Here is a 22,658-nt window from a genome sequence, read left to right as displayed (position 1 = left end):
AAGCAAAACACCAGCACGCGAGAAGCACCAGCACCAGAAAGAACGGACACTCATGCGCGAAGCAGTCATCGTCTCCACCGCACGCACCCCGATCGGCAGGGCGTACCGAGGAGCGTTCAACAACACCCAGGCACAAGAGCTCGCCGGGCACTCCATCGCACATGCGGTGTCGCGGGCAGGTATTGAGGGCGGCGAGGTCGAGGACGTCGTGCTCGGTGCCGCCATGCAGCAGGGCTCGACCGGGTTCAACATCGCCCGCCAGGCGCTGCTGCGTGCGGGACTGCCCAACTCGGTGTCGGGCATGAGCGTCGACCGGCAGTGCGCGTCCGGCCTGATGGCCATTGCGACGGCCGCCAAGCAGATCGTCGACGACGGCATGGAGATCGCCATCGGTGGCGGCGTCGAGTCGATCTCGTTGGTACAGAACGACCATGCGAACAACTACCGGGCTCAGGACCCGTGGCTCGTTGCCAATGTCGGCGACATCTACATGCCGATGCTGCAGACCGCGGAGATCGTCGCGGAACGGTACGGCGTCAGCCGGGAGCGCCAGGACGAGCTGGCACTGATCTCCCAGCAGCGAACAGCGGCAGCGCAGGAGGCCGGCCGGTTCGACGACGAGATCGTGCCGCTGCGGACCACCAAGCTGGTCGTCGACAAGGAAACGGGTGAAACGTCGGAGCAGGAGGTCATGCTCGATCGCGACGAGGGCAACCGTCCGTCGACGACGAGCGAGTCGCTCGCCGGTTTGCGCGCGGTGCTTCCCGACGGAGCGGTCACCGCGACGTCGACCGTCACGGCGGGAAATGCGTCGCAGTTGTCCGACGGCGCGTCGGCGTCGGTGTTGATGGAAGCCCGCGAAGCGTCACGACGTGGACTGGAACCGCTCGGTGTCTACCGGGGCATGGCCGTTGCGGGATGCGCACCCGACGAGATGGGAATCGGGCCGGTGCTCGCGGTGCCGAAACTGCTCAAGCAGCATGGGCTGACCGTCGACGACATCGGTCTGTGGGAGCTCAACGAGGCTTTTGCGTCCCAGGCCGTCTACTGCCGGGACGAACTCGGTATCGATCCGGAGAGGTTCAACGTCGACGGCGGCGGTATCTCGGTCGGTCACCCGTACGGCATGACGGGTGCGCGCTGCGTCGGGCATGCGTTGATCGAGGGTCGACGACGCGGCGTCCGCTATTGCGTGGTGACGATGTGTATCGGCGGAGGTATGGGCGCCGCCGGGCTCTTCGAGGTCGCCGGCTGAGTGGTCGCCGACCGGGTGGCGGTGCGTCGGCGTGAGCGACGGCGGTGGGTCGGCCTGACCTGCGGCAAGATAAGCTCGGGCAGGTGACCAGGACTCGACGCTCCGGCTCCGCCCATGGCGGTCGGGAGGCTGACGCCGAGACTCGCGCCGACCGCAAGAACCGCACCCGGCAGGCGTTGATCAGTACAACCCTCGATCTCGTCGCCGAACGCAGCTTCGGAAGTATCAGCCTGCGAGAGGTCGCGCGGGGTGCAGGCATCGTCCCGACCGCGTTCTACCGGCACTTCGCCTCGATGGAAGACCTTGGCGTCACGCTTGTCGAGGACTCGATGCGAGTGCTGCGCCGCACGTTGCGCGAAGGGCGTCGCGACCTCGCCGCCAGGCAGGCACTGCCGACCGCGAAGAACGCACTCGACATCCTGCTGCAGCACGTGCACGACAACGAGCCGGCGTTTCGTTTCCTGATCCGCGAACAGCACGGCGGTTTGGCGGAGATCAGGCGGGCCATCGACACCGAGTTGCGGTTGTTCTCGAAAGAATTGGCCATCGACCTGTCGCGGATACCCGACCTCGCCGACTGGACCGCCGACGACCTCGAGCTCGCCGCGGAACTCATCGTGAGCATCATGCTGACCGCCGTCGCCGACATCCTCGACGGCGAGCACCGCGGCCGAGGCGCGGAGTCGGCGATCATCGAACGCACTCAGCGCCAGTTGGTCATCGTGTTCCTCGGTATGGCGCAGTGGGAGCCGTCCGACGACCGCTGATCGTCGGACAGGGAACAGGTCGGCGCATTTCGTCGACTTGAATCCATGCCGATTACAACTGTGGGCGGGTGCGGCGTCGTCGAGGACACTGACTGTCGATTGTGTCCGAGAGCGGACGTCCGCCGAGCAACAGGAGTGTCATGTCCACCGAGAAGATCGCCGACGAGATCAAGTTCGCGTATTGGGTCCCGAACGTGTCCGGTGGGCTCGTGACGAGCGACATCGAGCAGCGGACCGGGTGGGACTTCGAGTACAACAAGCGCCTCGCACAGACCGCCGAGAACAACGGATTCGAGTATGCGCTCAGCCAGGTGCGGTACGAGGCGAGCTACGGGGCCGAGTTCCAGCACGAGTCGACGTCGTTCAGCCTCGCGCTCCTCGGCGCGACCGAACGCCTGAAGCTGATCGCGGCCATTCACCCCGGACTGTGGCATCCCGCAGTGCTCGCCAAGTTCGGTGCGACCGCAGACATCTTGTCGGGCGGGCGTTTTGCGATCAACGTGGTGAGTGGTTGGTTCAAGGACGAGTTCACCCACCTCGGTGAGCCGTGGCTCGAGCACGACGAGCGCTACCGACGCAGCGGCGAATTCCTCGAGGTGATCCGCAAGATCTGGACCGAGGACAACGTCGACTACCGCGGAGACTTCTACCGCATCCACGACTTCACCCTCAAGCCCAAGCCGCTCAACACTCCGGAGCGGCCCAATCCCGAACTGTTCCAAGGCGGTAACTCCACGGCGGCACGCAATAATGGTGGCCGCTACTCCGACTGGTACTTCTCCAACGGCAAAGATTTCGACGGTGTCACCGAGCAGCTCGACGATCTGCGTGCCGTGGCCCGCGCGCACAACCGCGAAGTGCGCTTCGGACTCAACGGATTCATCATCGCGCGAGACACCGAAGCGGAGGCGCGTGACACCCTGCGCGAGATCGTCGAGAAGGCGAACAAGCCTGCGGTGGAAGGCTTTCGGAGTGCGGTACAGCAGGCGGGCAGCTCGACCGGCGACAAGAAGGGCATGTGGGCCGACTCGTCGTTCGAGGATCTCGTGCAGTACAACGACGGCTTCCGCACGCAACTGATCGGTACACCGGAGCAGGTCGCCGAGCGGATCGTCGCGTACAAGAAGCTCGGCGTCGACCTCGTTCTCGGTGGATTCCTGCACTTCCAGGAGGAGATCGAGTACTTCGGCGAGCGTGTGCTGCCGCTGGTGCGCGAACTCGAGCTCGCCGAAAGCAGCGCGACGGTCTGACGGTGTCGACAGACCCCCACACATCAACGGCGACAGAAGGTTTGACTGCTCGGCCGGCAGAGACCGTACCGACTGCGGATCCAGTCGCCGTACCGACTGCGAATCCAGTGGTCGTACCGACCAGTGCTGCGGAGGCGTTGGCGAGGGCACGTGAGGTCGCGGCGCGGATCGAGGTCGACGCCGCGGTGCGCGACCGCGATCGCCGACTCCCGTACGCGGAGATCGACGAGCTGTCCGCGTCGGGGCTTCTCGCGATCACCGTCCCACAGCGGTTCGGCGGTCCCGACTTGGCGCCGAGCGTCGTCGCGGATGTCGCCCGACTACTCGCGGCCGCAGACCCCAACATCGCGCAGATTCCGCACAGCCACTTCGTCTATCTGAACCTGCTCCGCCTGGCCGCGCCGGATGCGTTGGCGCAGCGCATCTTCGGTCACGTTCTGCAGGGTGGCCGTGTCGCGAACGCACAGTCGGAGCGGGGTGGCAAGACCGTCGCGGACATCAACACCACGCTGCGTCGGCAAGGCGACCGCTTCGTGCTCGACGGCGAAAAGTTCTATGCGACAGGGTCGTTGTTCGCGCACACCCTGGCCGTACTGACGCGCTTGCCCGAAGGGGCCGAAACCGCGGAGTCCGAAACCGAAGAAGCCGCAGGCGGGTTCGAGCCGGGGGAGTACGTCGCATTCGTGGCGGCCGACGCTCCTGGGGTCGAGATCGTCGACGACTGGAATGGCCTCGGTCAGCGCACGACCGGCTCGGGGACCGTCAGGTTCGCCGGGGTCAACGTCGACCCGGGCGACCTCGTGGCTCGCGCACCGGCGGTCGCTCAACCGACCGGCTACGGCGCATTCGCCCAGCTACTGCACGTCGCGATCGACGTCGGTATCGCGCGCGGCGCACTCGACGCGGCCGCCGACTTCGTGCGCACGAAGTCGCGGCCGTGGTTCGAGGCAGGAGTCGAACGCGCAGACGCCGACCCGTTGACGGTGCAACGCTTCGGTGAGCTCGGCGTCGAGGTCGCGGCGGCAGAAGCGACGCTCGATGCGGCGAGTAGAGCTGTCGACGCGGCGACGGCCGAGGACGTCGACGATCCAGCGCTCACCGCTCAGGCGTCGATTGCCGTCGCTGTCGCCAAGGCCGTCGCCGACCGTGCGTCGAATTCGGTGAGTTCTGCGTTGTTCGAGGTTGCGGGCACGCGCAGCGCCTCCGCCGAGCTCTCGCTCGATCGGTTCTGGCGAAACGCCAGGACACACACGCTGCACGATCCGGTGCGCTGGAAGTACCAGCACATCGGTCGCTGGGTGTTGCGTGGGGAGAGCCCTCCGATTCACGGTGTGATCTGAGTGTGGACATCTGGGGCCACGTCATCTGAATGAGGGGTGTAGCTACGCTGATCCGGCGTGCATCATCTGCCATCCCGGATATTCTCTTCTCTATGTTCACGAATCGGACGTGGCCAGTGTGACTCCGACACCGCACGATCAGTCAGGTCCCGGGGGTGAGTATCCCGGGGGCGGTGATTCACGCTACGACCCCACCGGCCACGACCCCACCGGCGGCTACGACTCCGGCGACTACCGGAAGTCCACGAATGCGTATACGGATCCGTCGGGCTACCCGGGGACGTCACAGGATGCCGACCCGAGCGCCTATCAGCCGCCGATGTACGCCGACTACTCCTATCCGGAGCCGCCCCGTTCCGAACCGACCCAGCCTGGTCCCGCGTATCCATCGGCCCCCGCACCGATGTCGTACCCCCCGCCCGCTTACCCCCAGTCGGCCTACCCGCAGCAGTATCCGCCGCCTGGACGTTCGCAGGGTCGGGACAAGTCGTTGATGATCGTGCTGATCTGCGTTGCCGCTCTGGTGATCATCGGCCTGCTCATCGTCGGCGCGTACTTCCTGCTCAATCGGAGCTCGGATTCGTCGACCGACACGCAGTCGACGCCCACAGTCACGCAGACGGTTAATCCGGCGCCGACCTCCACCGTGACGGTCGCGCCGCCTGCGACCCCGCCGCCGGGAGCGGTCAGTTGCGGCGCCGGAGTGTCGGCGGGTACGTCGGTGACGAGTTGCTCGTTCGCGCAGGCAGTCCGGGACGAGTATCTGCGCACCGGGGTTAAGGGACAGTCGCGGGTGATCAGCGCCTACAGCCCGGTCACGGGAATGAGCTACGTCATGTCCTGCGGTCCGGAAGGTGGTGTCGTCGCCTGTCGCGGCGGCAACGACGCGGTGGTCTATGTCTACTGACCTGCGCGGTCTGGTCGGTGTCGTCGGACTGGTCACCGTGTGCGCTCTTGGCGTTTCGAGCTGTTCGACGACGGGTCGCGGTGACAACCAGATCACTCCGGTCACGGTGACGGTGACCGGTTCGACGACGTCGCAGACGTCTGCGTCGGTGCCGTCGAGTGCTCCTGTCGCGAACCCGCGGGCACGCGGGCTCGCAGCGCTCGCCGCGCAGGTCGGAGTACCCGTCGGAGTTGCATTGGCCCCCGTTGGCCGAGGCGGCAGTGATCCGATTGTGTTGGGCGACAACACACCCCAGGTGGCATGGTCGACGATCAAGGTTCCGCTTGCTGTCGCGGCCGAGCGCGAGAACGGTCCGTCGGCCGCTGAATCGAACGCGATCATCAACTCCGACAACGCTTCTGCCGAGTCGCTGTGGTCGTCGCTGGGGAGCGATGCTGTCGCCGCTCGTAAGGTCACCGCGGTCCTGCGTGAGGGCGGCGACACTCAGTCGACCGTGCCCGCACAGAGATTGCGCGCCGGCTTCACGGTCTTCGGGCAGACCGTGTGGACGTTGCCTGCCGCTGCCACGTTCACCGCCCATCTGCCATGCATGCCGGGAACAGCGCATGTCGTGTCGCTGATGGGGCAGGTCGCAGGCAACCAGCAGTGGGGCATCGAGGTGATGTCGACGCCGAAATCGACTGCCGTGAAGGGCGGTTGGGGTCCGGGTGTCGATGGCTCGTACCTGGTCAGGCAGATCGGACTCATCACGTACTCCGACGGACGTCAGACCGCCGTCGCCATGAGCGCCGCGGGTGGCTCGATGTCGGGAGGCATCGCCGCGCTCAACACAATCGGTAATTGGCTCAACCGAAACGCCGCTCGGCTTCCCCGCGGTACCTGCTGATTGCCCTGGTGCAGGCCGTTCGCATCCATTCTTCGGCGGTACGACAACGAGCAGAGCGCCGGACCCGGTGACGGATCCGGCGCTCTGCCGTGACGATGTCGGTGCGGTGACGGGTGTCAGTCGGTACCGGAAGACCCGGTACCAGCAGAAGATGTCGAACCGCTCGACGTCTTTGACGCGCCAGTCGATTCGCCCGAGTTGGCAGACGACGATGCACCCGACTTGGAGTCCGCAGCGCTCTGGGTGTCGGCGTCGGTCTTCGGCGTCGACGATCCGGTCGACGCCGAACCCTGCGTCGAATCCGTAGCCGTCGAGGAACTGTCGGCAGACGCAGCCGGTGCGGTCGACGACTCGGTGGCCGAGGTCGTGGGTGTCGCCGGGCTCGACGGTTGGCTGACGGACGGCTGGACGGTTGGGCTCGCTGCGGTGGATTCCTGTGCCGTGGAGCGACTCTGGGCCTCCGCGGACGGACTGGCCTGTGTTGAGCTCGACTCTGTCTCCGCGACGTCGACCTTCGCCGATTCCGCCTTTGCCGACTCCACCGCGACGCCGGCTGTGGCGACGGCGGCTGCGGTCTTGGCGGTGTCGGGCGAAGGGGTTGTCTCCGAGTCCTTCTTACCCAGCAATGTGTCGGCCAGCTTCTGGATGGCCGCGGCCCAATTGTCTGAGGCTTTGTCGCTGATCGTCGGGAACTCCACACCGGCAAGCGGCGGAACCGGCTTGCCGCTCTTGCCATCCCAGCCGTCGCCGAGGAGCACTCCCACGGTCTGTGACAGTCCCTCCATTGCGCCGATGGGGCCGACAGCTTGGCCAGGAATGCCGAGGGTGAGGGGGAAACCCAACGCATCTGTAGTGACGTTCATGCCGACGCTGTTCAGGATCGACCCGCCTGGGGCGGTGATCGACGTGCCATTGGGGCCGTCATAGGACCCGCGTCCGACCGAACCAGGGGTGAACAGGCCGCCGAAGGCGATGTCGAGTGAGTTCAGTGTCGTGCTACCGAGTAGGCCGGTCTCGTTGATGATCGGAGTCAGAGCGGTGAGATCGAGTGTGGCACCGTTGAAAACCGCTCCAACGACGTTGGCCGGAGCGGAGAACACATCGGAAAAGACCGCATCGGGATTGCCCGCTTGGATCGCGGCCGCGATGGCGATTCCGCTGTTGAGTACGGCGACGGCCGGGCTGATCACGGGGCCGACCAGACCGATGAGCACGCCACTCATCGGCGACGCCAACACGTTCATGATCGCGGTGATCGTCGCCGGATCGATCGGTCCGCCCTCGGGAAGAAACTGCGGTAGCAACTGCAGCACCAGCCCGTGCAGGCCGTCGACCGTGTGATCCTTCGTCTGCGCGAGCGTGTCGTCGCTCGCGCCGATACCGGTGACACCGGTGATGACGGCTTCGAGGTTGGCCCGCATCTTCTTCAGGGCGTCGTCGGCTTTGGACGGATCGTTCAGAACTTCGTTGAGATACTTCGACTGATTGGAAATGATCTGCTGAAGGGGCAGCCCGGGAGCCAGGAAGTAGTTATGGGCAAGAGTCGCAGCATTTTTCGATGCCTCGTTGAAGGCGTCGATGTACGGCTCGAGTGGCTTCCAGTCTGCTGCGAGACGGACGGTGGCCTCGGTGGCCTTGTACGCGGTCGGTACCTCGGAATGAACGCCGGGCGCGACGGCCATGACGCTCGCGCCTGCGATGGCGACACCAGCGGCAACCCACGCACGGGGGGCTTTCTTCGGAACTTCGATATCGCCTTGCAGGGCGATGGGAGCGGAACGCTGCACGGACTCTCCTCGGGGACGTGTGCAAGAACTTGAGTGCAGTCTGAACGTAGAGCCAGAGCAAGCTGAGAGAGGGCCGTTTCGGTAAATTTGCTTTTGTACACGAACCATTAACTGGACTCGTCTGGTGTCGTTAGATCATTAAAGAACCAGCTCAGCGCGCTGTAATCGCTTGCGATAGTTAGTCAAAGATTCGCGATAGCGTGGTACTGAAGAGTAGGTTTCGGTGTCGTAGTGGGCGTAGAACCTGAGAAAAACGGCATCCTGCAACCGATGCTCGGGTAATGTCCCTCGCGCCCGGCGGCCCGGACGGAATGCGAACGATGGGTCGTCGTCTTACGGGGCCGCGGACTCGACGCGGCGCCGAGATCACGATCGACGAAGGTGGCCGATGTCCAAGCACGCAAAACTCACCGAAGACACTCTGCTCGAACTGCTTCGGCAGCGGGCGGATCGGTACGCCGACAAGGTGGCATTCGACTTCTCGTACAACGGCGACGGCGAGAAAGCGAGTGTGCTGACCTACCGTGATCTGGATTACAGGGCGCGCGCGATCGCTGCCGAGTTGCAGAGTAAGGGTGCGGCAGGCGAGCGCGTACTGGTGCTCTGTCGACCCGGATTAGACCATATCGCAGGCTTTTTCGGATGTGTCTATGCCGGCGCGGTCGCGGTTCCGGTGCACGAGCGATTGGCTCCGCGACTGTCTTCGGTCGTGCCGGATGCGCGCGCACGTTTCGCGCTGGGAGTGTCGGAGACGCAGCCGGCCATCAAGACGATGCTCGACACGCTCGGCGAGGGCGGCGACCTGACCTGGGGTCTGATGGACGTGGTCTCGGCGGATGCCGACGACTGGGTCGCGCCGAACATCGACGCGACTACGGTCGCGATGATTCAGTACACGTCCGGATCGACCACGACGCCGAAAGGCGTTGTCCTCAAACATGACAACCTGATGCGGAACATGGAGGCGATCCGATCGTCGTGGGAGGGCACAGACTCCGACGTCGGCGCCTTTTGGCTTCCGTCTCATCACGACATGGGGTTGATCGGCGGGGTGCTGTCGATGATCTATCTCGGTTGCACAGCACATTTCATGTCGCCGACGGCGTTCATCAAACGGCCGATGGCATGGATGGAACTACTCTCCTCGTGTGCCGCGACCTACACCGTTGCGCCCAATTTCGCCTACGAGTTGTGCGTCGAACACAGCACCTCCGAAGAACGTGCAGCACTTGACCTTTCGAGGCTGCACACCGCGATGAATGGCGCTGAACCCGTGCAGGAGGCAACCCTGCGGCGGTTCGCCGAAGCCTTCGCGCCCGCGGGATTCGCGCGCGAGGCATTTTCTGCGGTCTACGGTTTGGCTGAAGCGACGCTTCTCGTTTCCGGTCGGCCCGGTTCGGCGCAGCCTCGCGCGATGCATCTCGATCGTGAGGTGCTCGCCGAAGACAGAGTCGTCGAGCGCGACGACCCGGCGGGTGCGATGACGGTTGTCGGGTGTGGCGAGCCACGCGCCGGCGAGGTGGTGATCGTCGACCCGGTGACGCGCGTGCAGTGCGGAGAGGGAAACGTCGGCGAGATCTGGTGTGCGGGAACGAGTGTCGGGGCGGGATATTGGCGCCGACCCGAGGAGACGGAGCACACTTTCGGCGCGTCGACCACCGACACCGGGGCAGGGCCGTTCCTGCGCACCGGCGACCTCGGGTTTCTGCGTGACGGCGAGTTGTTCGTCACCGGTCGGTGCAAAGACCTCGTCGTCATCCGCGGTGGCAATCACTATCCCAACGACATCGAACTCACCGTGCAGGGTTGCCACGCATCCCTGATATCCGGTCGTGGCGCGGCGTTCGCGTTCACGCCGGGATTGCGCGCGGTCGAACGACTGGTCATCCTCCAGGAGGTGGACATCGACCACGGTGGTGTGGGCGCACTCGATGCGGACGCCCTCGCCGAGATCATCGAGAGCGTGCGTGTTGTGGTTGCCGATCGATACGGCGTCGATCCTCATTCGGTGTTTCTCGTCGAGCCGCAGTCGATTCCGACGACGTCGAGCGGCAAGATTCAACGTGGGCGGTGTCGCGAGTTGTTCCTCGACGATGCTCTGTCTCCGGTCGCTGTGTGGCAGACACCCTCGGCCGCCGACGACGTGGCGCGAGCGAAAGAACTCGAGCGGGCTGTTGCCGGTGCCGAACTGGTGCGGCTCGCGGTCGCGTCGGGCAGGGGCGCCGGGCAGCCCTCCTGACAGCCACGCCACGCCCCGTGCACGGTGGTGTTCCTCAGCGCGGGCCGGGCGTGACCGAGTTGTGACGCCCTCGGGGTCGCTTCGGCCGCGGCCGAGCCGTAACGTCTGTTACTCAAGTGACTAGAGGGACAGATGTGACTATTTCCAAACGACTCTGCGTGCTGATCGCCGTCGCGGTGACGGCGATCGTCCTCGGCGCAGGAAGCGCGCATGCGGCTCCTGCCCAGTTCCGGCCGCCGCCACTACCCGAGCCGATTGCGACGTGGTTGCGTCCGCCGGTGCCTCCGGCGAAGAGGCTCGCGGATAGCTGGGCGGTTGCGCAGAAGTCGATTCGTAAGTCGATTCCCGGCCAAATCGGTGTGTCGTTGGTGCCCGTCGGGTCCGACGCCGCACAGTCATTCGGGTCGCTCAAGACGGGGCGGGCGTGGTCGACCTTCAAGGTCCCCGTCGCACTGGCGGCCGAGCGCAAGAACGGTGCATCGATCCTCGCCAAGGAGGACAAGGCGATCACCTTCTCCGACAACGACGCCGCTGGCGACCTCTGGGGATCGCTCGGAGGTGGCAGGGCGTCGGTCGACGCGGTGACCGCGGTGCTGCGCGAAGGCCATGATGTGACGACTCGGGTGAGTTCGGAGATCGACACTCCACGTTCGTATCCGGGCTATACGCAGTGGGCGCTGGCTGATCAGGCGCGTTTTGGGGCGCACCTGCCGTGCATGCCGAACACCAAGAACATCCTCGACCACATGGGTTCGGTGGCGCCGAATCAACGGTGGGGCATCGCTGATCTCGGTCCCAAGCAGCACGCGGTCACCGCGGTGAAGGGTGGCTGGGGGCCTGCCACCGATGCGGCACCCGGTTACCTGGTGCGCCAGCTCGGCCTCATCGCGACCGATCAGGGGGAGGTCGCGGTCTCGATGGCTGCTCGTCCGACCAGCGGAACATTCGAGGACGGCACAAAGATGCTGACCAAGGTCGGCGACTGGCTCGGCCGGAACTTCACGTTGATTCCGGCGGGGAAGTGTCCCGCCCTCTGAACGGCGCACAGTCGGCGGTCTCGAGCGCACAGTCGGCGGTCTGAGGCGCCCGGTCGGCAGTCTGAGGCGCCCGGTCGGCAGGGGTCAGTCGGGCATGGAGTGGCGACCCGTGCGCGGAGGTGAAGGGTCGACGCCGCGGTCGTGGCGGCTCGGTTGCTCCTGTGCCTCGCGGGGTGCGGCACGGGGTGCCGACTCGGTTGGGGGACGCTCGTTGACGGGCCGCCCGTTCTCGATACGACGGGTTGCGCGCACCGAGGCGTCTGGCGCGCCGGACGTCGTGCGAGCCGGCTCCGCCGAACGTGGCGTCGAGCGCGGCTCGGGTTCTGCAGCCCGACGCGCAATGCGCGTCTCGGGTTCTGCAGCGCGGCGCGTCGGGATTACTTCCGGCTCCACCGCGCGGGATTTCGTGTGTACCTCCGGCTCCACCGCGCGCGGCGTCGGATGGGTGAGGGCGGCGGCGATCGCTGTGGTCAGTGGCACCGACAGCGCGATGGCGATGCCGCCGACGAACGATCGGGCGAGTTCGACGGCGACCGCGTCGGTGGTCAGCAGCGACGAGAAAGGTTGTCGCGCAACCGAGAACAGTAGGAGCAGCGGTAGCGCGCTGCCCGCGTACGCGAAGACGAGGGTGTAGACGGTGCTCGCGATGTGGTCTCGGCCGACGCGCATCGCGGCCCGGAAGGTCGCGAGCCTCGTCGGCTCTCCCGCGCCCGCGAGTTCGAATGCCGCTGATGCCTGGGTGATCGTGACGTCGTTGAGAACGCCGAGGGTGCCGATGATGAATCCGGCGAGCAGCAGGCCGCTGATCGAGATGCTGCCCTGGTAGACCTGCAGGTTGGTGGTCTGGTCGCCCGACAATCCGGTGAGGTGCATGGTCCTGATCGCCAGCCAGCTCAGCACGCCTGCGAGCACGAGTGAGCTCAACGTGCCCAGGAGCGCCGAGCTCGTCCGAAGGCTGATGCCGTGCGCCAGATACAAGACGACGAACAGGATCGCGGCCGAGGACACCACAGCCACCGCGACGGGCGACTCACCGTCGAGAATCGCGGGCAGGGTGAAGATGCCGAGGACAGCGAAGGCGAAGACGAGACCGATGATCGACCGCAAGCCACGCCAGGCCGCAACCAGGACCACCGCGCCGACGAAGAGCACCGCCCAGATCAGTGTCGGTATCCCGCGTGAGAAATCGAAGAACGTGTAGCGCGGAGCGCCGTCGGGGCCCGGTACCGTGCTCAGCCGGATGGCGTCGCCGGGCGAGAGCGACGGTTGGCCCGCCTGCGGTTCGTCGAGGGTTGAGGGGTCGGGTGCGACGCTGTCCGGGCCGCTGCCGGCCTGCGCCCGATTCGTCGGGATCTCGAGCAATGTGTATTTGCCTGAGTCGCTTCCCGATTCGAGCTTGACGGTGTTCTCGATGCACGGGCCGTTCGGTGTCGGCGTTGTGCCGAAATCGGGCGAATCCTGCGCCGTTCCGACGAGTTGGTTGAGGCAGGGGCCACGCGATTGCCCGACCACTTTGCCCGACACCGTCGTGATCGCTCCGCCGTCTGCGCCTCGGAACTGCGGCGGAATCGGATGGCTCCCGCCCGACGGCCACAGCAGCACCATGCCGACGATGACGGCGATTCCGGCGATCGTCAGCGTGACGACGACGAATCGTTTCGCGAACGGAGACAAGGCCGCCGGGATCTCCGACAGCGAATGGCTGTGCGAGTGTCCGACGTGTGTGCGGTGGGGTCCGGGATCGCGACTCACCCCGCCACAATAGGCGGCGAGTCAGCTCGGTGTGGCGCCGACGGCGTCGACTCGTGCCGCCACGTCACGGACGGAGTCGTCGATGGTCGATCCCGTGCCCCCGACGCGGTACGACGCTCCGCGGTGGTTCTCCGGAAGCAGGTCACCGCGTCCGAACAGCTTGTTGCGCAACGTACCCGGCACGTACTCCCGCTCGTAGGCGCCTCGCCGCTCCAGAGCGGGCACCACGTGGGTGATGACGTCGGAGAAGGTGCCGGGCGTCACCGCATACGCGAGGTTGAAGCCGTCGACGTCGGTCTCGGCGGCCCAGTCCAAGAGGGCCGATGCAACCTCGTCGCCCGACCCGATCAGCACCGGACCCATTCCGCCGATGCCGCCCCACGCCGCGATGTCGCGCACCCGCCACTGCTCGCCGGTATCGGATGCCTGCTGGAAGGCGGCCACCGCGGACTGGATCGCGTTGCTCGCCACGTTGCCGATCGGTTCGTCGAGGTCATACGACGCGAGGTCGATGCCCATCCAGCCCGACATGAACACCAGTGAGCCCTCGTCACTGGCCAGTCGCTGATACTCGGCCGCCTTCGCGCGTGCGGCTTCCGGCGTGGCGTCGGTGATGATCGTCAGGAGCGTGTAGATCCGTGCGTCGTAGGGATCACGACCTGCGAGGACGAGTTCGTCGCGGATCTTGGCGACGGTGTCGCGGAGGATCTGCTTGGTGGGAGCCGCGACGAAGATGGCTTCGGCGTTCTGGGCGGCGAAGCGTCGGCCGCGAGGTGAGGCCCCCGCCTGGTAGATGACCGGCGAGCCCTGCGGCGACGGCTCGGACAGGTGAATGCCCGGCACGGTGAAATGCTTACCGCGGTGTCCGACGTGGTGCACTTTCGACGGGTCGGCGAACACGCCGGAGGTGCGGTCGCGGAGTACCGCGTCGCGCTCCCACGAGCCTTCCCAGAGCTTGTAGAGCACCGTCAGGTATTCGTCGGCGTGGTCGTAGCGGTCGTCGTGCGCGAGCTGATCGTCGTCGCCCATGTTGCGCGCGGCCGACGGCAGGTAGCCGGTCACCACGTTCCAGCCGATCCGGCCCTTGGTCAGATGGTCCAGCGTCGACAATCGGCGCGCGAACGGATACGGATGCTCGAATCCGGTGCCCGTGGTGATCCCGAAGCCGAGGTGCTCCGTCGCGTGAGCCATTGCCGACACCAGCAGCAGCGGGTCGTTGACGGGAATCTGCGCGCCCTGCCTGATCGCGGCTTCGTCCGTGCCCGCGTAGACGTCGTAGGTGCCGAGTACGTCGGCGATGAACAGGCCGTCGAATCCGCCCGTTTCCAGGAGGCGGGCCAACTCGACCCAGTAGTCGAGCGCGTTGTAGTCCCACGATCGATCCGCGGGGTGACGCCACAGACCCGGCGATTGGTGGGCGACGCAATTCATGTCGAATGCGTTGAAGCGGATGGGTCGCGGCGTGCTTGCCCGCGAGGTGGGGGCGGAAACGTGATGGCTGTCAGACACTCGGCTGATCGTCCGGCCTCACGTCGGGTCACGCCAGGTTTGTGCGCACCGCGGGCCAAAGGGGTACGAATGGTTGGCATGAACGCCTCGGAAGTTCTCCTCGACGGATTGGGTCGCATCAAGGACGGGGTACACGGTGTCCTCGACGGGATCGACGAAGAGCGACTGGGTCTCACGGTGGCACCGGGAGCCAACACCATTGCCTGGCTGATCTGGCACCTCACCCGAGTCCAGGACGCGCAGATCGCCGATGTCGCCGACTTCGACCAGGTCTGGATCAGAGATGGCTGGTACGAGAGTTTCGCCCTGCCATTCGACAAGGAGGCCACCGGCTACGGGCAGTCGCCCGAGGATGCGCGACGCGTAGTAGCCGAACCCGACCAGTTGCTCGGCTACTACGACGCCACACACGACGCATCGGTCGCCTACCTCACGACGCTCGACGACGCCGACCTCGACCGGATCGTGGACGCGCGATGGGATCCTCCCGTGACGCTCGGCGTCCGATTGGTCAGCATCGTCGACGACGACGCGAAGCACCTCGGGCAGGCTTCCTATCTCCGTGGGCTACACCTGTAACATCGCCGGGCGTTGGCGGTCATAGGTGAGTCAAAAGCGTTCTGTCTCAGGGCTTCCAGCAGCCTTTGAGGGTTTGGAAGTCACCTGCGAACGAGGTGCCGCCGGTGCAGGTGGGTCCGTTCTTGCCGTCGACGACGACGGTGGCACCCGGTCCGGCGATGCCGATCGCGAGTCCCGGTTTGATACCCGTCATCGTCACTGATGCCTTGGGCCCCACCGCAATTGCTGCGGGACCGGCGTAGTTGTCTGCCTTGGACGACGCGGTGCCGCCGCTGTCGACGACCGCCAGGCTCAGTCCTGTGGGGCCGGAATCTGCTGTGCAGCCAGGCATTGTCGAGCTCTGTCCTGGGAGAGCCGGACAGATCGTGGGTGCGGCAGCGGCGTCGGGTGCTGCGGCGAACGCGATCGCTCCCGCGCCTGCCGTTGCGACCAGTGCACCCAATGCGATTCGGGCTGTATTCCGCATGTGAAGCTCCTTGCTTGTCAGTGTGTCGGTGGATGAGCACCAGCGATTCGGAGCAGGTGTGGACCGCGGATGGGAACAGCCGTGCAGAAAGTGACGCCTCTCGGTGCCGCCGTACGTACCGGTACATGCGAGGGGCCCGTGGGGTGCAGGTTTCTGCGCGCAGAAGACGTCAGATCCAGCCGCGATCGCGCGCGATATGCGCGGCCTCGCCGCGTGTGCTCGCACCGGTTTTTCCGATGGCCGACGACAGATGGTTGCGCACGGTGCCCGCGGACAGGTGGACCTGCGCTGCGATCGTCGCCACCGTCGCGCCCGACAGCGCGGCACGCAGCACGTCTGTTTCTCGCGAGGTCAACGGATTGTCGCCACTGGCAAGGCTTTCCGTCGCGAGCGTCGGATCGACGACGCGCAGTCCCGCGTGTACGCGTCGGACGGCATCGGCGAGTTGGGCCGCGGGAGTGTCCTTCACCACGAATCCCGACGCTCCCGCGTCGATCGCGCGACGGAGGTAGCCCGGACGGCCGAACGTCGTGACGATCAACGAGCGCACGTCCGGGAGGTGTATCCGAATCGCGGCAGCGGCCTCGATGCCGTCGGCTCCGGGCATTTCGATGTCGAGGAGGCAGACCTGCGCGCCGGATTCGCGGGCGGCGTCGACCACCTCGTCGCCCCGTCCGACCTGGGCGACGACCTCCAGATCGGGTTCGAGGTCGAGCAGTGCGGCGAGCGCGCCCCGAACGAGCGCCTGGTCGTCGGCGAGGAGTAGTCGGATCGAGTCGGTCATGAGATATGTACCCGCACTGTCGTTCCCGTCGGATCGGAGTCGAAGTGTACTGTGCCGCCGGCAGATTCGACGCGCTCGCGCAGTCCACGCAGCCCGTTGCCGTGCTCGGCGTCGCCCAGGCCGGCACCGTCGTCGTGAACAGACATCGACGATTCGTCGATCAGCACCTCGCAGTGCTGTGCGCCGCTGTGTCTGACGACATTGGTGACGGCTTCCCGCAGGACCCAGGCGAAGAGTTCGGCGTGTTCGGTGTCGACGGTCGGCTCGGGCAACGTGGCCGCGATGCCCGCCGCGTGCAACGCGCTGTCGACCCCCGCGATGGTGTCGGGCAGATCGGGTGTGCGCATGCGGCCGACGGTCGTGCGCACCTGTGCGAGCGCATCGCGGGTCAACTGATTGATCTCGCCCAGTTCTCGTTGCGCGCGTTCCGGATCGAGTTCGACGAGCCGCTGTGCGAGTTCGGTTTTCACACTGATGACCGTGAGCGAGTGGCCGAGGATGTCATGGACGTCGCGCGCCACACGCTCGCGTTCTGCGACGACGGCCAGCCGTGCGTCGAGTTCTCTTCGACGCTCCTCTTCGCGTTCGCGCTCTCCCTCTCGCACCGCGACGGCTCGAAATCCGAGCATGGTCAGTCCCACGGCCAGCAGGACGAGCACGATGCTGGCATCGGTGTGCCACCCGAAGAGACGGGGGACGGCAACCGAGGCAACGACGACGGCGCCGACGCAGATCAGCGCCCACCGTGTCGGAAAGCAGAAGGCGGCGACGACCATCAGGAATGGCGCTGCACCGAAGGCGTTCTCGCCGATGATCGGCAGTAACCCCACCATCAGGAGCGCGAGCAGCGCGAACAAGGGCACGCCGCGCAGATCGGTCGCTGACCGGCCGGTGAGCAGGTACACGCTGGCCCACAGGTAGGACAGTGCGAACAGCGTCAGGAGGGCGAATCCGATCGCCTTTGTCGCGGGCGAGTGATCGGAGGTCGCCACCGCGCCGATAGGGTAGGCGAGAAAGATCAGCCAGACAGCAGTGAACACCCAGCGCAGATTGCGCCAGGGTGCCACCGCGCCAGCCTTGAGGCCCAACCGCTGTGCCATCACGCACTCTCGACCGTCATGGGCGATGTTCTCCTGCTGTTCCGTCGTCGGTTCGGTCGCTCACTGGCTCACTGGCCCGCTGACTCACTGGCCCGCTGACTCACTGGCCCGCTGACTCACTGGCCCGCTGACTCACTGGCGCTGTGTACTGCGACTGTAGAAGACCGCGGCGGCGATCGAGAACACTGCGGCCCAGAAGCCCAGATTGGCGATGGCGACCCAGAGTCCGATGTGCGTGCCGTAGACGGTCACCCCGTGGTCGAGGGGGTAGCGGGCCAGAGTCACGACCCCGAACATCGGGGTGAACTGGGAGATGGTCAGCATGGTTCCCTTGAGTGGGACGAAGACATTGCCTGCGAAGGCGAGGAGTGCCAGTACGCCACCCATCACCTGCATCGCACCGTCGGACCGCATCAGGCTGCCTACCGCCAAGCCGAACGCTGCGAACACCGACGCGCCGATCCATCCGAGCAGCAGGCATGCGATCCACGCGCCGGCGGGTGCGCGCGCACCGGTGGCGATGCCCGCGATGCAGAGCACCGCAATGGGCAGTGCACCCATCGCAAGGGCCACACCGATTTTCGTCGCCACGTAGCCCGCGGGTTGTAGCGGCGTCATCATGAGCGTTCTGGTCCAACCGGCTTGCTGTTCGATCGCGACCGATGCGGCGTTCGTGGCTGCGGCCAGGATCGCCCCGTAGACGGCCATGCCGATGAGGACGTAGAAGGCGACGTTGCCGGATCCCACTGCATCGCTTGTCTTCTGGGTTGCACCGAAGACCAGGTAGAGCAGGGCGGGCATCGCGACGGTGAAGATCATCGCGCGGCGATTGCGCATGACGCGACGGATGTCGAGACGGAGATAGGTGGGTGAGGCGAAGAACCCGCGAAGGGAGTCCGCTCCGGTCGTCGTCGGTGCGTCGGCAGCATGCACGTTCATGGTGGTCGAGCCTTTCGATGTGCTGGGGTTGGGCGGCTGTGAGGGTCGTGGTGGTCAGTCGGTGGTGAGCGCGATGAAGGCGTCTTCGAGGTTGTGGGTTGCGACCTCGAGTTCACGTGCGTCGGTCGCGGTCAGTAGAAACCTCGCAAGTGCATCGGAATCGTTGGCGGACAGATAGGTTCGTCCGCCTCGACGCTCGACCACCTCGAGATCGGGAATGGCCGTACCCACTGCGGCGATACCGGTGTCGTCGACGATTGCCGACACCACCCGTCTGCTGGCGACATTGCGGATCTCGGCGGTCGAACCGTCGGCAACGACGCGTCCGTGCGAGACCATCACTATGCGGTCGGCGAAGTCGTCGGCCTCTTCGAGGTAGTGAGTGGCGAAGACGACGGTGCGACCGGCACCGGCATCCGCACGAATCGCCGACCAGAAGGCGCGTCGTGACTCCACATCCATTCCGGCGGTCGGCTCGTCGAGCACGATGAGGTCGGGGTCGGGCAGCATCGCCAACGCGAACTTGAGGCGTTGCTGCTCGCCACCCGAGCACCGGGAAACCTTGCGCCCGGCGATGTCTGAGATGCCGGCGCGAGCCATTGCTGATTCGACGTCGCGCGTGCGCCCGTGCAGATCCGCGATGATGCGCATGGTCTCTTCGACCGTGAAATCGGGGAGCAGACCGCCGCTCTGCAGAACCGCGGCGACCCTACCGGTCCGCGCGGCCTTCCTGGCCGACGACCCATAGACCTCGACCGTGCCCGAATCCGGTTGTGTCAGGCCGAGAACCATGTCGAGCGTCGTGGTCTTGCCTGCGCCGTTCGGCCCGAGGAAGGCCACGACCTCGCCCTGGCGGATCGTCAGGCTGAGGTCGTCGACGGCGGTGACCTGAGAACTGTTGCCGCTGCGGAAGGTCTTCGTGACGCCGTCGATGACGAGTGCCGGCACGGTGTGTGTCGGCGCCGATGTGCGAATCGCGGAGGAGTCCGTGTTGTTCATGACATCAAGAGTCGCCCCGCGCGGGCGTCCACACACAGAGCAGATGTCATGTTTCGCCCATGACAATCGTCATGGGCCGGGCACTGAGATGTTGGTGTCGGGAAGTCAGCCGACGTGTACGACCGGCCGTTGGCTGATCTCCGGCTCGGCTCGTCGGACGACCTCTCGCGTGACAGCCGCCACCTCGCCTTCGCCGATGAACAAGAACCGGAGGAGGTTGAGCAGCGGGTTGGTCTCGCTCCACTCGAAGTACACGTTGGGAACGATTCCGGTCCGTTCGCGGATGGCCAACAACGTGGCTGCGATCGTATTGGGCACCGCCGCCGAATCAACCCAGAGGATCCGGTAGCCACCTTCGCGGTAGCGTCCGTGAATCAGGAGGTCGGTGGCGAATTCCGACGAGTCGGTCACGTTCACTTCGAGGAACACGATCTGATCGGCGTCGGGAATGTGGCTTTCGGCGCGTTGCTGCAGTTCTTTGTCGTGGTATTCGTGCAGCGACCGTTCGTCGGGGTCGTGGGTGACGATCTGTATCTCCCCGGAGGCCGCTGCCTCGTCGATGATGCGTTGTGCTGTCTCGTCGAAAGTGATGATGCCACTTCGCAATTCGAACGATCGGTTGATTCGGGAAGCAAACGACACGATCAGGATCGCCGCGATAAAGAATGCCGCCACCTGCACACCTTCGGGGCGTTCGATGATATTCGCGACGGTGGTGTAGATGAAGATCGCCGAAATCGTCGTGAACATCAGCGTCAGTCGTCGGATCCTGCGTTTGCGCACCGAGAGCGTGACGGCGATGGCCGCGGACGTCATCAGAACCAGCACGCCGGTGGCGTATGCGCCGCCCTGTTTGTCGACGTTGGCGTCGAAATAGATGGTGACGCCGAAGGCGATGAGTGCGAAGACGACGACCAGCGGGCGGGTGGCGCGCGCCCAGTCCGGAGCCATGCCGTAGCGCGGCAGGTAGCGCGGCACCAGGTTGAGCAGACCGGCCATCGCCGACGCCCCGGCGAACCAGAGGATGAGGATGGTGCTGATGTCGTAGACGGTGCCGAATCCGCTGCCGAGGTAGTCGTGTCCGAGGTAGGCGAGCGCACGACCGTTGGCTTTGCCGCCGGGCTGGAACTCGTTCTCGGGTATCAGGATGGTGCACACCAGACTGCTCGAGATGAGAAAGACACTCATGATCAGTGCCGATGTGGTGAGGAGGCGTCGTGTGCCACGGATGCGGGTGATCGGATGATCGGGTGGATCGGCCGGTGAGCCGTCGACCTGCGGCATGACCGCGACGCCCGTCTCGAAGCCCGACAATCCCAGCGCCAGCTTGGGAAACACGAGGACGGCGATCGCTGCCACCATCCACGGATTGCCGTGCTCGGTGAACATCGCCGACTGCCAGTCGATGACGAGATGTGGAGCTTCGACGATGTGCCACAGCGCGGTCGCGATCACGACAACGTTGAGACTCAGATACACGACGACCAAGACGACAGCGATGGTGATCGCCTCGGTGAAGCCGCGTAGGAACACCGCGGCGAGCAGCGCGAGCAGGATCAGTGTGATCAGGACCGTGTGGTTGGAGAAGCCGCGTGGGACAAGGGGATTCTCGACGAAGTGGGCAGTCGCGTCCGCGGCCGACAACGTCATCGTGATCAGGAAGTCGGTTGCCGCGAAGCCGAGGAGGACGAGAACGAAGATCTTTCCGCCCCACTTGGGGAGCAGTCGCTCGAGCATCGCGATAGAGCCCTCGCCCTTGGGCGATTTGGCTGCGACGTAGCGATAGACGGGAAGCGCGCCGAAGAGCGTCAGTGCGACCAGCACCAATGTCGCGACAGGGGCGACGGTTCCCGCTGCGAGCGCAGCGATGCCCGGCTGGTAGCCGAGCGTCGAAAAATAGTCGACGCCGGTCAGGCACATCACCTGCCACCACCGGTGTGTGTGCGATTCTTCGCTCGGAATGCGGTGCGGTCCCATGAGGCCTGCGGGCTCCGGTGAGATATCGGAGAGCAGCCATTGCCGCATTCGGTGGTCGGAAACGTCGGAGCTCACTCGCAAACACTAACCGGACGAACCTCGATTTGGTATCGCGAAGCCTGCACTCATTTGCGGACGATCAGCAAGCGTCGCTTATGTCCGATATTTGGCAGTGCAAACGGTGCAAAACGAAACATCCTGTCGTGCAACGGATTCGAAGATCACAAATTGGTCAACGCGCCGCCGTGTGGCCGCTCTTTGTTCACGTTTTGTTCTCCGTCATCTCAGTACAGTTCGCGCGGAGTTGCCGCTGGGGCGACGACCGGCGCAGCGCGCGGAGCGAGCGAGCCGAGCAATGAATTCATCTTGAGGGGACTACATGACCACCAACGAGTCACGGATGCGACGGGGTGCCGTCGGCGCACTGGCCATCGGTGCCGTCGCGACCGCCGTCGGCCTGGCCGCGGCTCCCGCACACGGCGACGCCTTCGTTCGTTTGCCGGGAGGAACGGCCAACGGCGACGGGCTGACCCTGACCCGCACCTCTGAATCTGCACAGATCTCGCCGTCTCTTGCGGCAAATGGCCTTGGCCGCACCGCGTGGGTGAGCGGAAGCGTTGTTCTCAAGGCGCCAGGCCTGAAGGACTCCAAGGCGGGACCGAACAACGGCGTCGGTTCGAACGGCGAGGCCACCTACCCGGGCACCGGCGGCGTGTCGACGGACGGCGCTGCGGCGACACTCTCGGTGGGCTACATCGTCGGTTGCCAGGTGAACGTCGGATCCATGACGGTCGGTGCCACCGGAACACTCAACCTGCTCAGCGCCGGCGCGGTATCGGGTTCGGGCAGTCTCAGCATTCCGCTGACGCCCGGCCAGGTGGTGTTTGCTCAGCTCGATTACAAGGACATCGAGAAAAAGGGCACGTACTACTTCAATTGGGACCGCACGCAGCTGAACATCAACAACTGCGCAGGCTACGCGCAGGCTCGCTCGTACGTGGTCGTGGAGACCACAGGTAGCGATCATCAGAAGATCAATCTCTATGGCAAGCCCTTCTCCATCGGCTGACACCTCCCTGAACGAC

At 65.3% G+C, this 22,658-nt stretch carries 19 protein-coding genes; 10 read left to right on the top strand and 9 right to left on the bottom strand.

Annotated features, from left to right (window positions below; all coding sequences use genetic code 11):
* The first annotated feature begins 52 nt into the window (after positions 1-52).
* The 6 genes from A5766_RS13895 to A5766_RS13870 all read left to right on the top strand — a co-directional run bounded on the left by A5766_RS13895 (position 53) and on the right by A5766_RS13870 (position 6,405).
* The gene (locus tag A5766_RS13895) at positions 53-1,255 is read left to right on the top strand and encodes an acetyl-CoA C-acyltransferase (RefSeq protein ID WP_064905085.1); all 1,203 of its coding nucleotides are present in this window, start codon (positions 53-55) and stop codon (positions 1,253-1,255) included.
* Between the two features lie 83 nt (positions 1,256-1,338).
* On the top strand, positions 1,339-2,022 hold the full coding sequence (locus A5766_RS13890) for a TetR family transcriptional regulator (RefSeq protein ID WP_064905099.1): 684 nt from the start codon (positions 1,339-1,341) through the stop codon (positions 2,020-2,022).
* A 140-nt stretch (positions 2,023-2,162) separates the two neighbouring features.
* The gene (sfnG, locus tag A5766_RS13885; protein ID WP_064862711.1) at positions 2,163-3,272 is read left to right on the top strand and encodes a dimethylsulfone monooxygenase SfnG; all 1,110 of its coding nucleotides are present in this window, start codon (positions 2,163-2,165) and stop codon (positions 3,270-3,272) included.
* 107 nt (positions 3,273-3,379) lie between these two features.
* Positions 3,380-4,612, top strand: a complete 1,233-nt coding sequence (locus tag A5766_RS13880; RefSeq protein WP_064862709.1) for an SfnB family sulfur acquisition oxidoreductase — start codon at positions 3,380-3,382, stop codon at positions 4,610-4,612.
* A gap of 118 nt (positions 4,613-4,730) precedes the next feature.
* Entirely contained in the window at positions 4,731-5,519 is a 789-nt protein-coding gene (locus tag A5766_RS13875) for a hypothetical protein (RefSeq protein ID WP_064865627.1), read from the top strand.
* Positions 5,509-6,405: a hypothetical protein gene (locus tag A5766_RS13870; RefSeq protein WP_064905083.1), complete on the top strand. Its 897-nt coding sequence runs from the start codon at positions 5,509-5,511 to the stop codon at positions 6,403-6,405. Before A5766_RS13875 ends, A5766_RS13870 begins: the two co-directional genes overlap by 11 nt.
* Positions 6,406-6,521: 116 nt before the next feature.
* Here the strand turns inward: A5766_RS13870 and gjpA are convergent, their stop codons facing one another.
* On the bottom strand, positions 6,522-8,192 hold the full coding sequence (gene gjpA / locus A5766_RS13865) for an outer membrane porin GjpA (protein WP_064905081.1): 1,671 nt from the start codon (positions 8,190-8,192) through the stop codon (positions 6,522-6,524).
* A 388-nt stretch (positions 8,193-8,580) separates the two neighbouring features.
* Here gjpA and A5766_RS13860 point away from each other — a divergent pair, with 388 nt between their 5' ends.
* Complete coding sequence (locus tag A5766_RS13860; RefSeq protein WP_064905079.1) at positions 8,581-10,431, top strand: fatty acyl-AMP ligase; 1,851 nt, start codon at positions 8,581-8,583, stop codon at positions 10,429-10,431.
* 134 nt (positions 10,432-10,565) lie between these two features.
* On the top strand, positions 10,566-11,468 hold the full coding sequence (locus A5766_RS13855; protein ID WP_197500805.1) for a hypothetical protein: 903 nt from the start codon (positions 10,566-10,568) through the stop codon (positions 11,466-11,468).
* Positions 11,469-11,552: 84 nt separating this feature from the next.
* On the opposite strand, the gene A5766_RS13850 is transcribed toward A5766_RS13855, so the two are convergent.
* Both A5766_RS13850 and A5766_RS13845 read right to left on the bottom strand, forming a co-directional pair.
* Positions 11,553-13,220, bottom strand: a complete 1,668-nt coding sequence (locus A5766_RS13850; protein ID WP_082946538.1) for a YibE/F family protein — start codon at positions 13,218-13,220, stop codon at positions 11,553-11,555.
* A gap of 21 nt (positions 13,221-13,241) precedes the next feature.
* Entirely contained in the window at positions 13,242-14,729 is a 1,488-nt protein-coding gene (locus A5766_RS13845; RefSeq protein WP_267625813.1) for an LLM class flavin-dependent oxidoreductase, read from the bottom strand.
* A 78-nt stretch (positions 14,730-14,807) separates the two neighbouring features.
* On the opposite strand from A5766_RS13845, the gene A5766_RS13840 reads away from it, so the two are divergent.
* A complete protein-coding gene (locus A5766_RS13840) occupies positions 14,808-15,308 on the top strand; it encodes a mycothiol transferase (RefSeq protein WP_064865391.1) in 501 nt (166 codons plus the stop codon).
* 46 nt (positions 15,309-15,354) lie between these two features.
* Here the strand turns inward: A5766_RS13840 and A5766_RS13835 are convergent, their stop codons facing one another.
* The 6 genes from A5766_RS13835 to A5766_RS13810 all read right to left on the bottom strand — a co-directional run bounded on the left by A5766_RS13835 (position 15,355) and on the right by A5766_RS13810 (position 21,573).
* On the bottom strand, positions 15,355-15,774 hold the full coding sequence (locus A5766_RS13835) for a DUF6764 family protein (RefSeq protein WP_064863746.1): 420 nt from the start codon (positions 15,772-15,774) through the stop codon (positions 15,355-15,357).
* A gap of 169 nt (positions 15,775-15,943) precedes the next feature.
* A complete protein-coding gene (locus tag A5766_RS13830; RefSeq protein ID WP_005202155.1) occupies positions 15,944-16,558 on the bottom strand; it encodes a response regulator transcription factor in 615 nt (204 codons plus the stop codon).
* Complete coding sequence (locus A5766_RS13825; RefSeq protein WP_051993717.1) at positions 16,555-17,658, bottom strand: sensor histidine kinase; 1,104 nt, start codon at positions 17,656-17,658, stop codon at positions 16,555-16,557. Before A5766_RS13825 ends, A5766_RS13830 begins: the two co-directional genes overlap by 4 nt.
* 132 nt (positions 17,659-17,790) lie before the next feature.
* Positions 17,791-18,597, bottom strand: coding sequence for an ABC transporter permease (locus tag A5766_RS13820; protein ID WP_064905077.1), 807 nt, complete (start codon positions 18,595-18,597; stop codon positions 17,791-17,793).
* A 54-nt stretch (positions 18,598-18,651) separates the two neighbouring features.
* The gene (locus A5766_RS13815; RefSeq protein WP_005202150.1) at positions 18,652-19,596 is read right to left on the bottom strand and encodes an ABC transporter ATP-binding protein; all 945 of its coding nucleotides are present in this window, start codon (positions 19,594-19,596) and stop codon (positions 18,652-18,654) included.
* Between the two features lie 105 nt (positions 19,597-19,701).
* Entirely contained in the window at positions 19,702-21,573 is a 1,872-nt protein-coding gene (locus A5766_RS13810) for an amino acid transporter (protein WP_156527460.1), read from the bottom strand.
* A gap of 379 nt (positions 21,574-21,952) precedes the next feature.
* Between A5766_RS13810 and A5766_RS13805 the strand changes: the two genes are divergently transcribed.
* A complete protein-coding gene (locus tag A5766_RS13805; protein WP_005202142.1) occupies positions 21,953-22,642 on the top strand; it encodes an MspA family porin in 690 nt (229 codons plus the stop codon).
* Positions 22,643-22,658: the final 16 nt, after the last annotated feature.

Origin of the sequence: Gordonia sp. 852002-51296_SCH5728562-b (assembly GCF_001665475.1) — a bacterium.
GTDB lineage: Bacteria > Actinomycetota > Actinomycetes > Mycobacteriales > Mycobacteriaceae > Gordonia > Gordonia sputi.
Note: the sequence above shows the minus strand (reverse complement) of the source record. Positions and strands in the feature narration are given on the sequence as shown.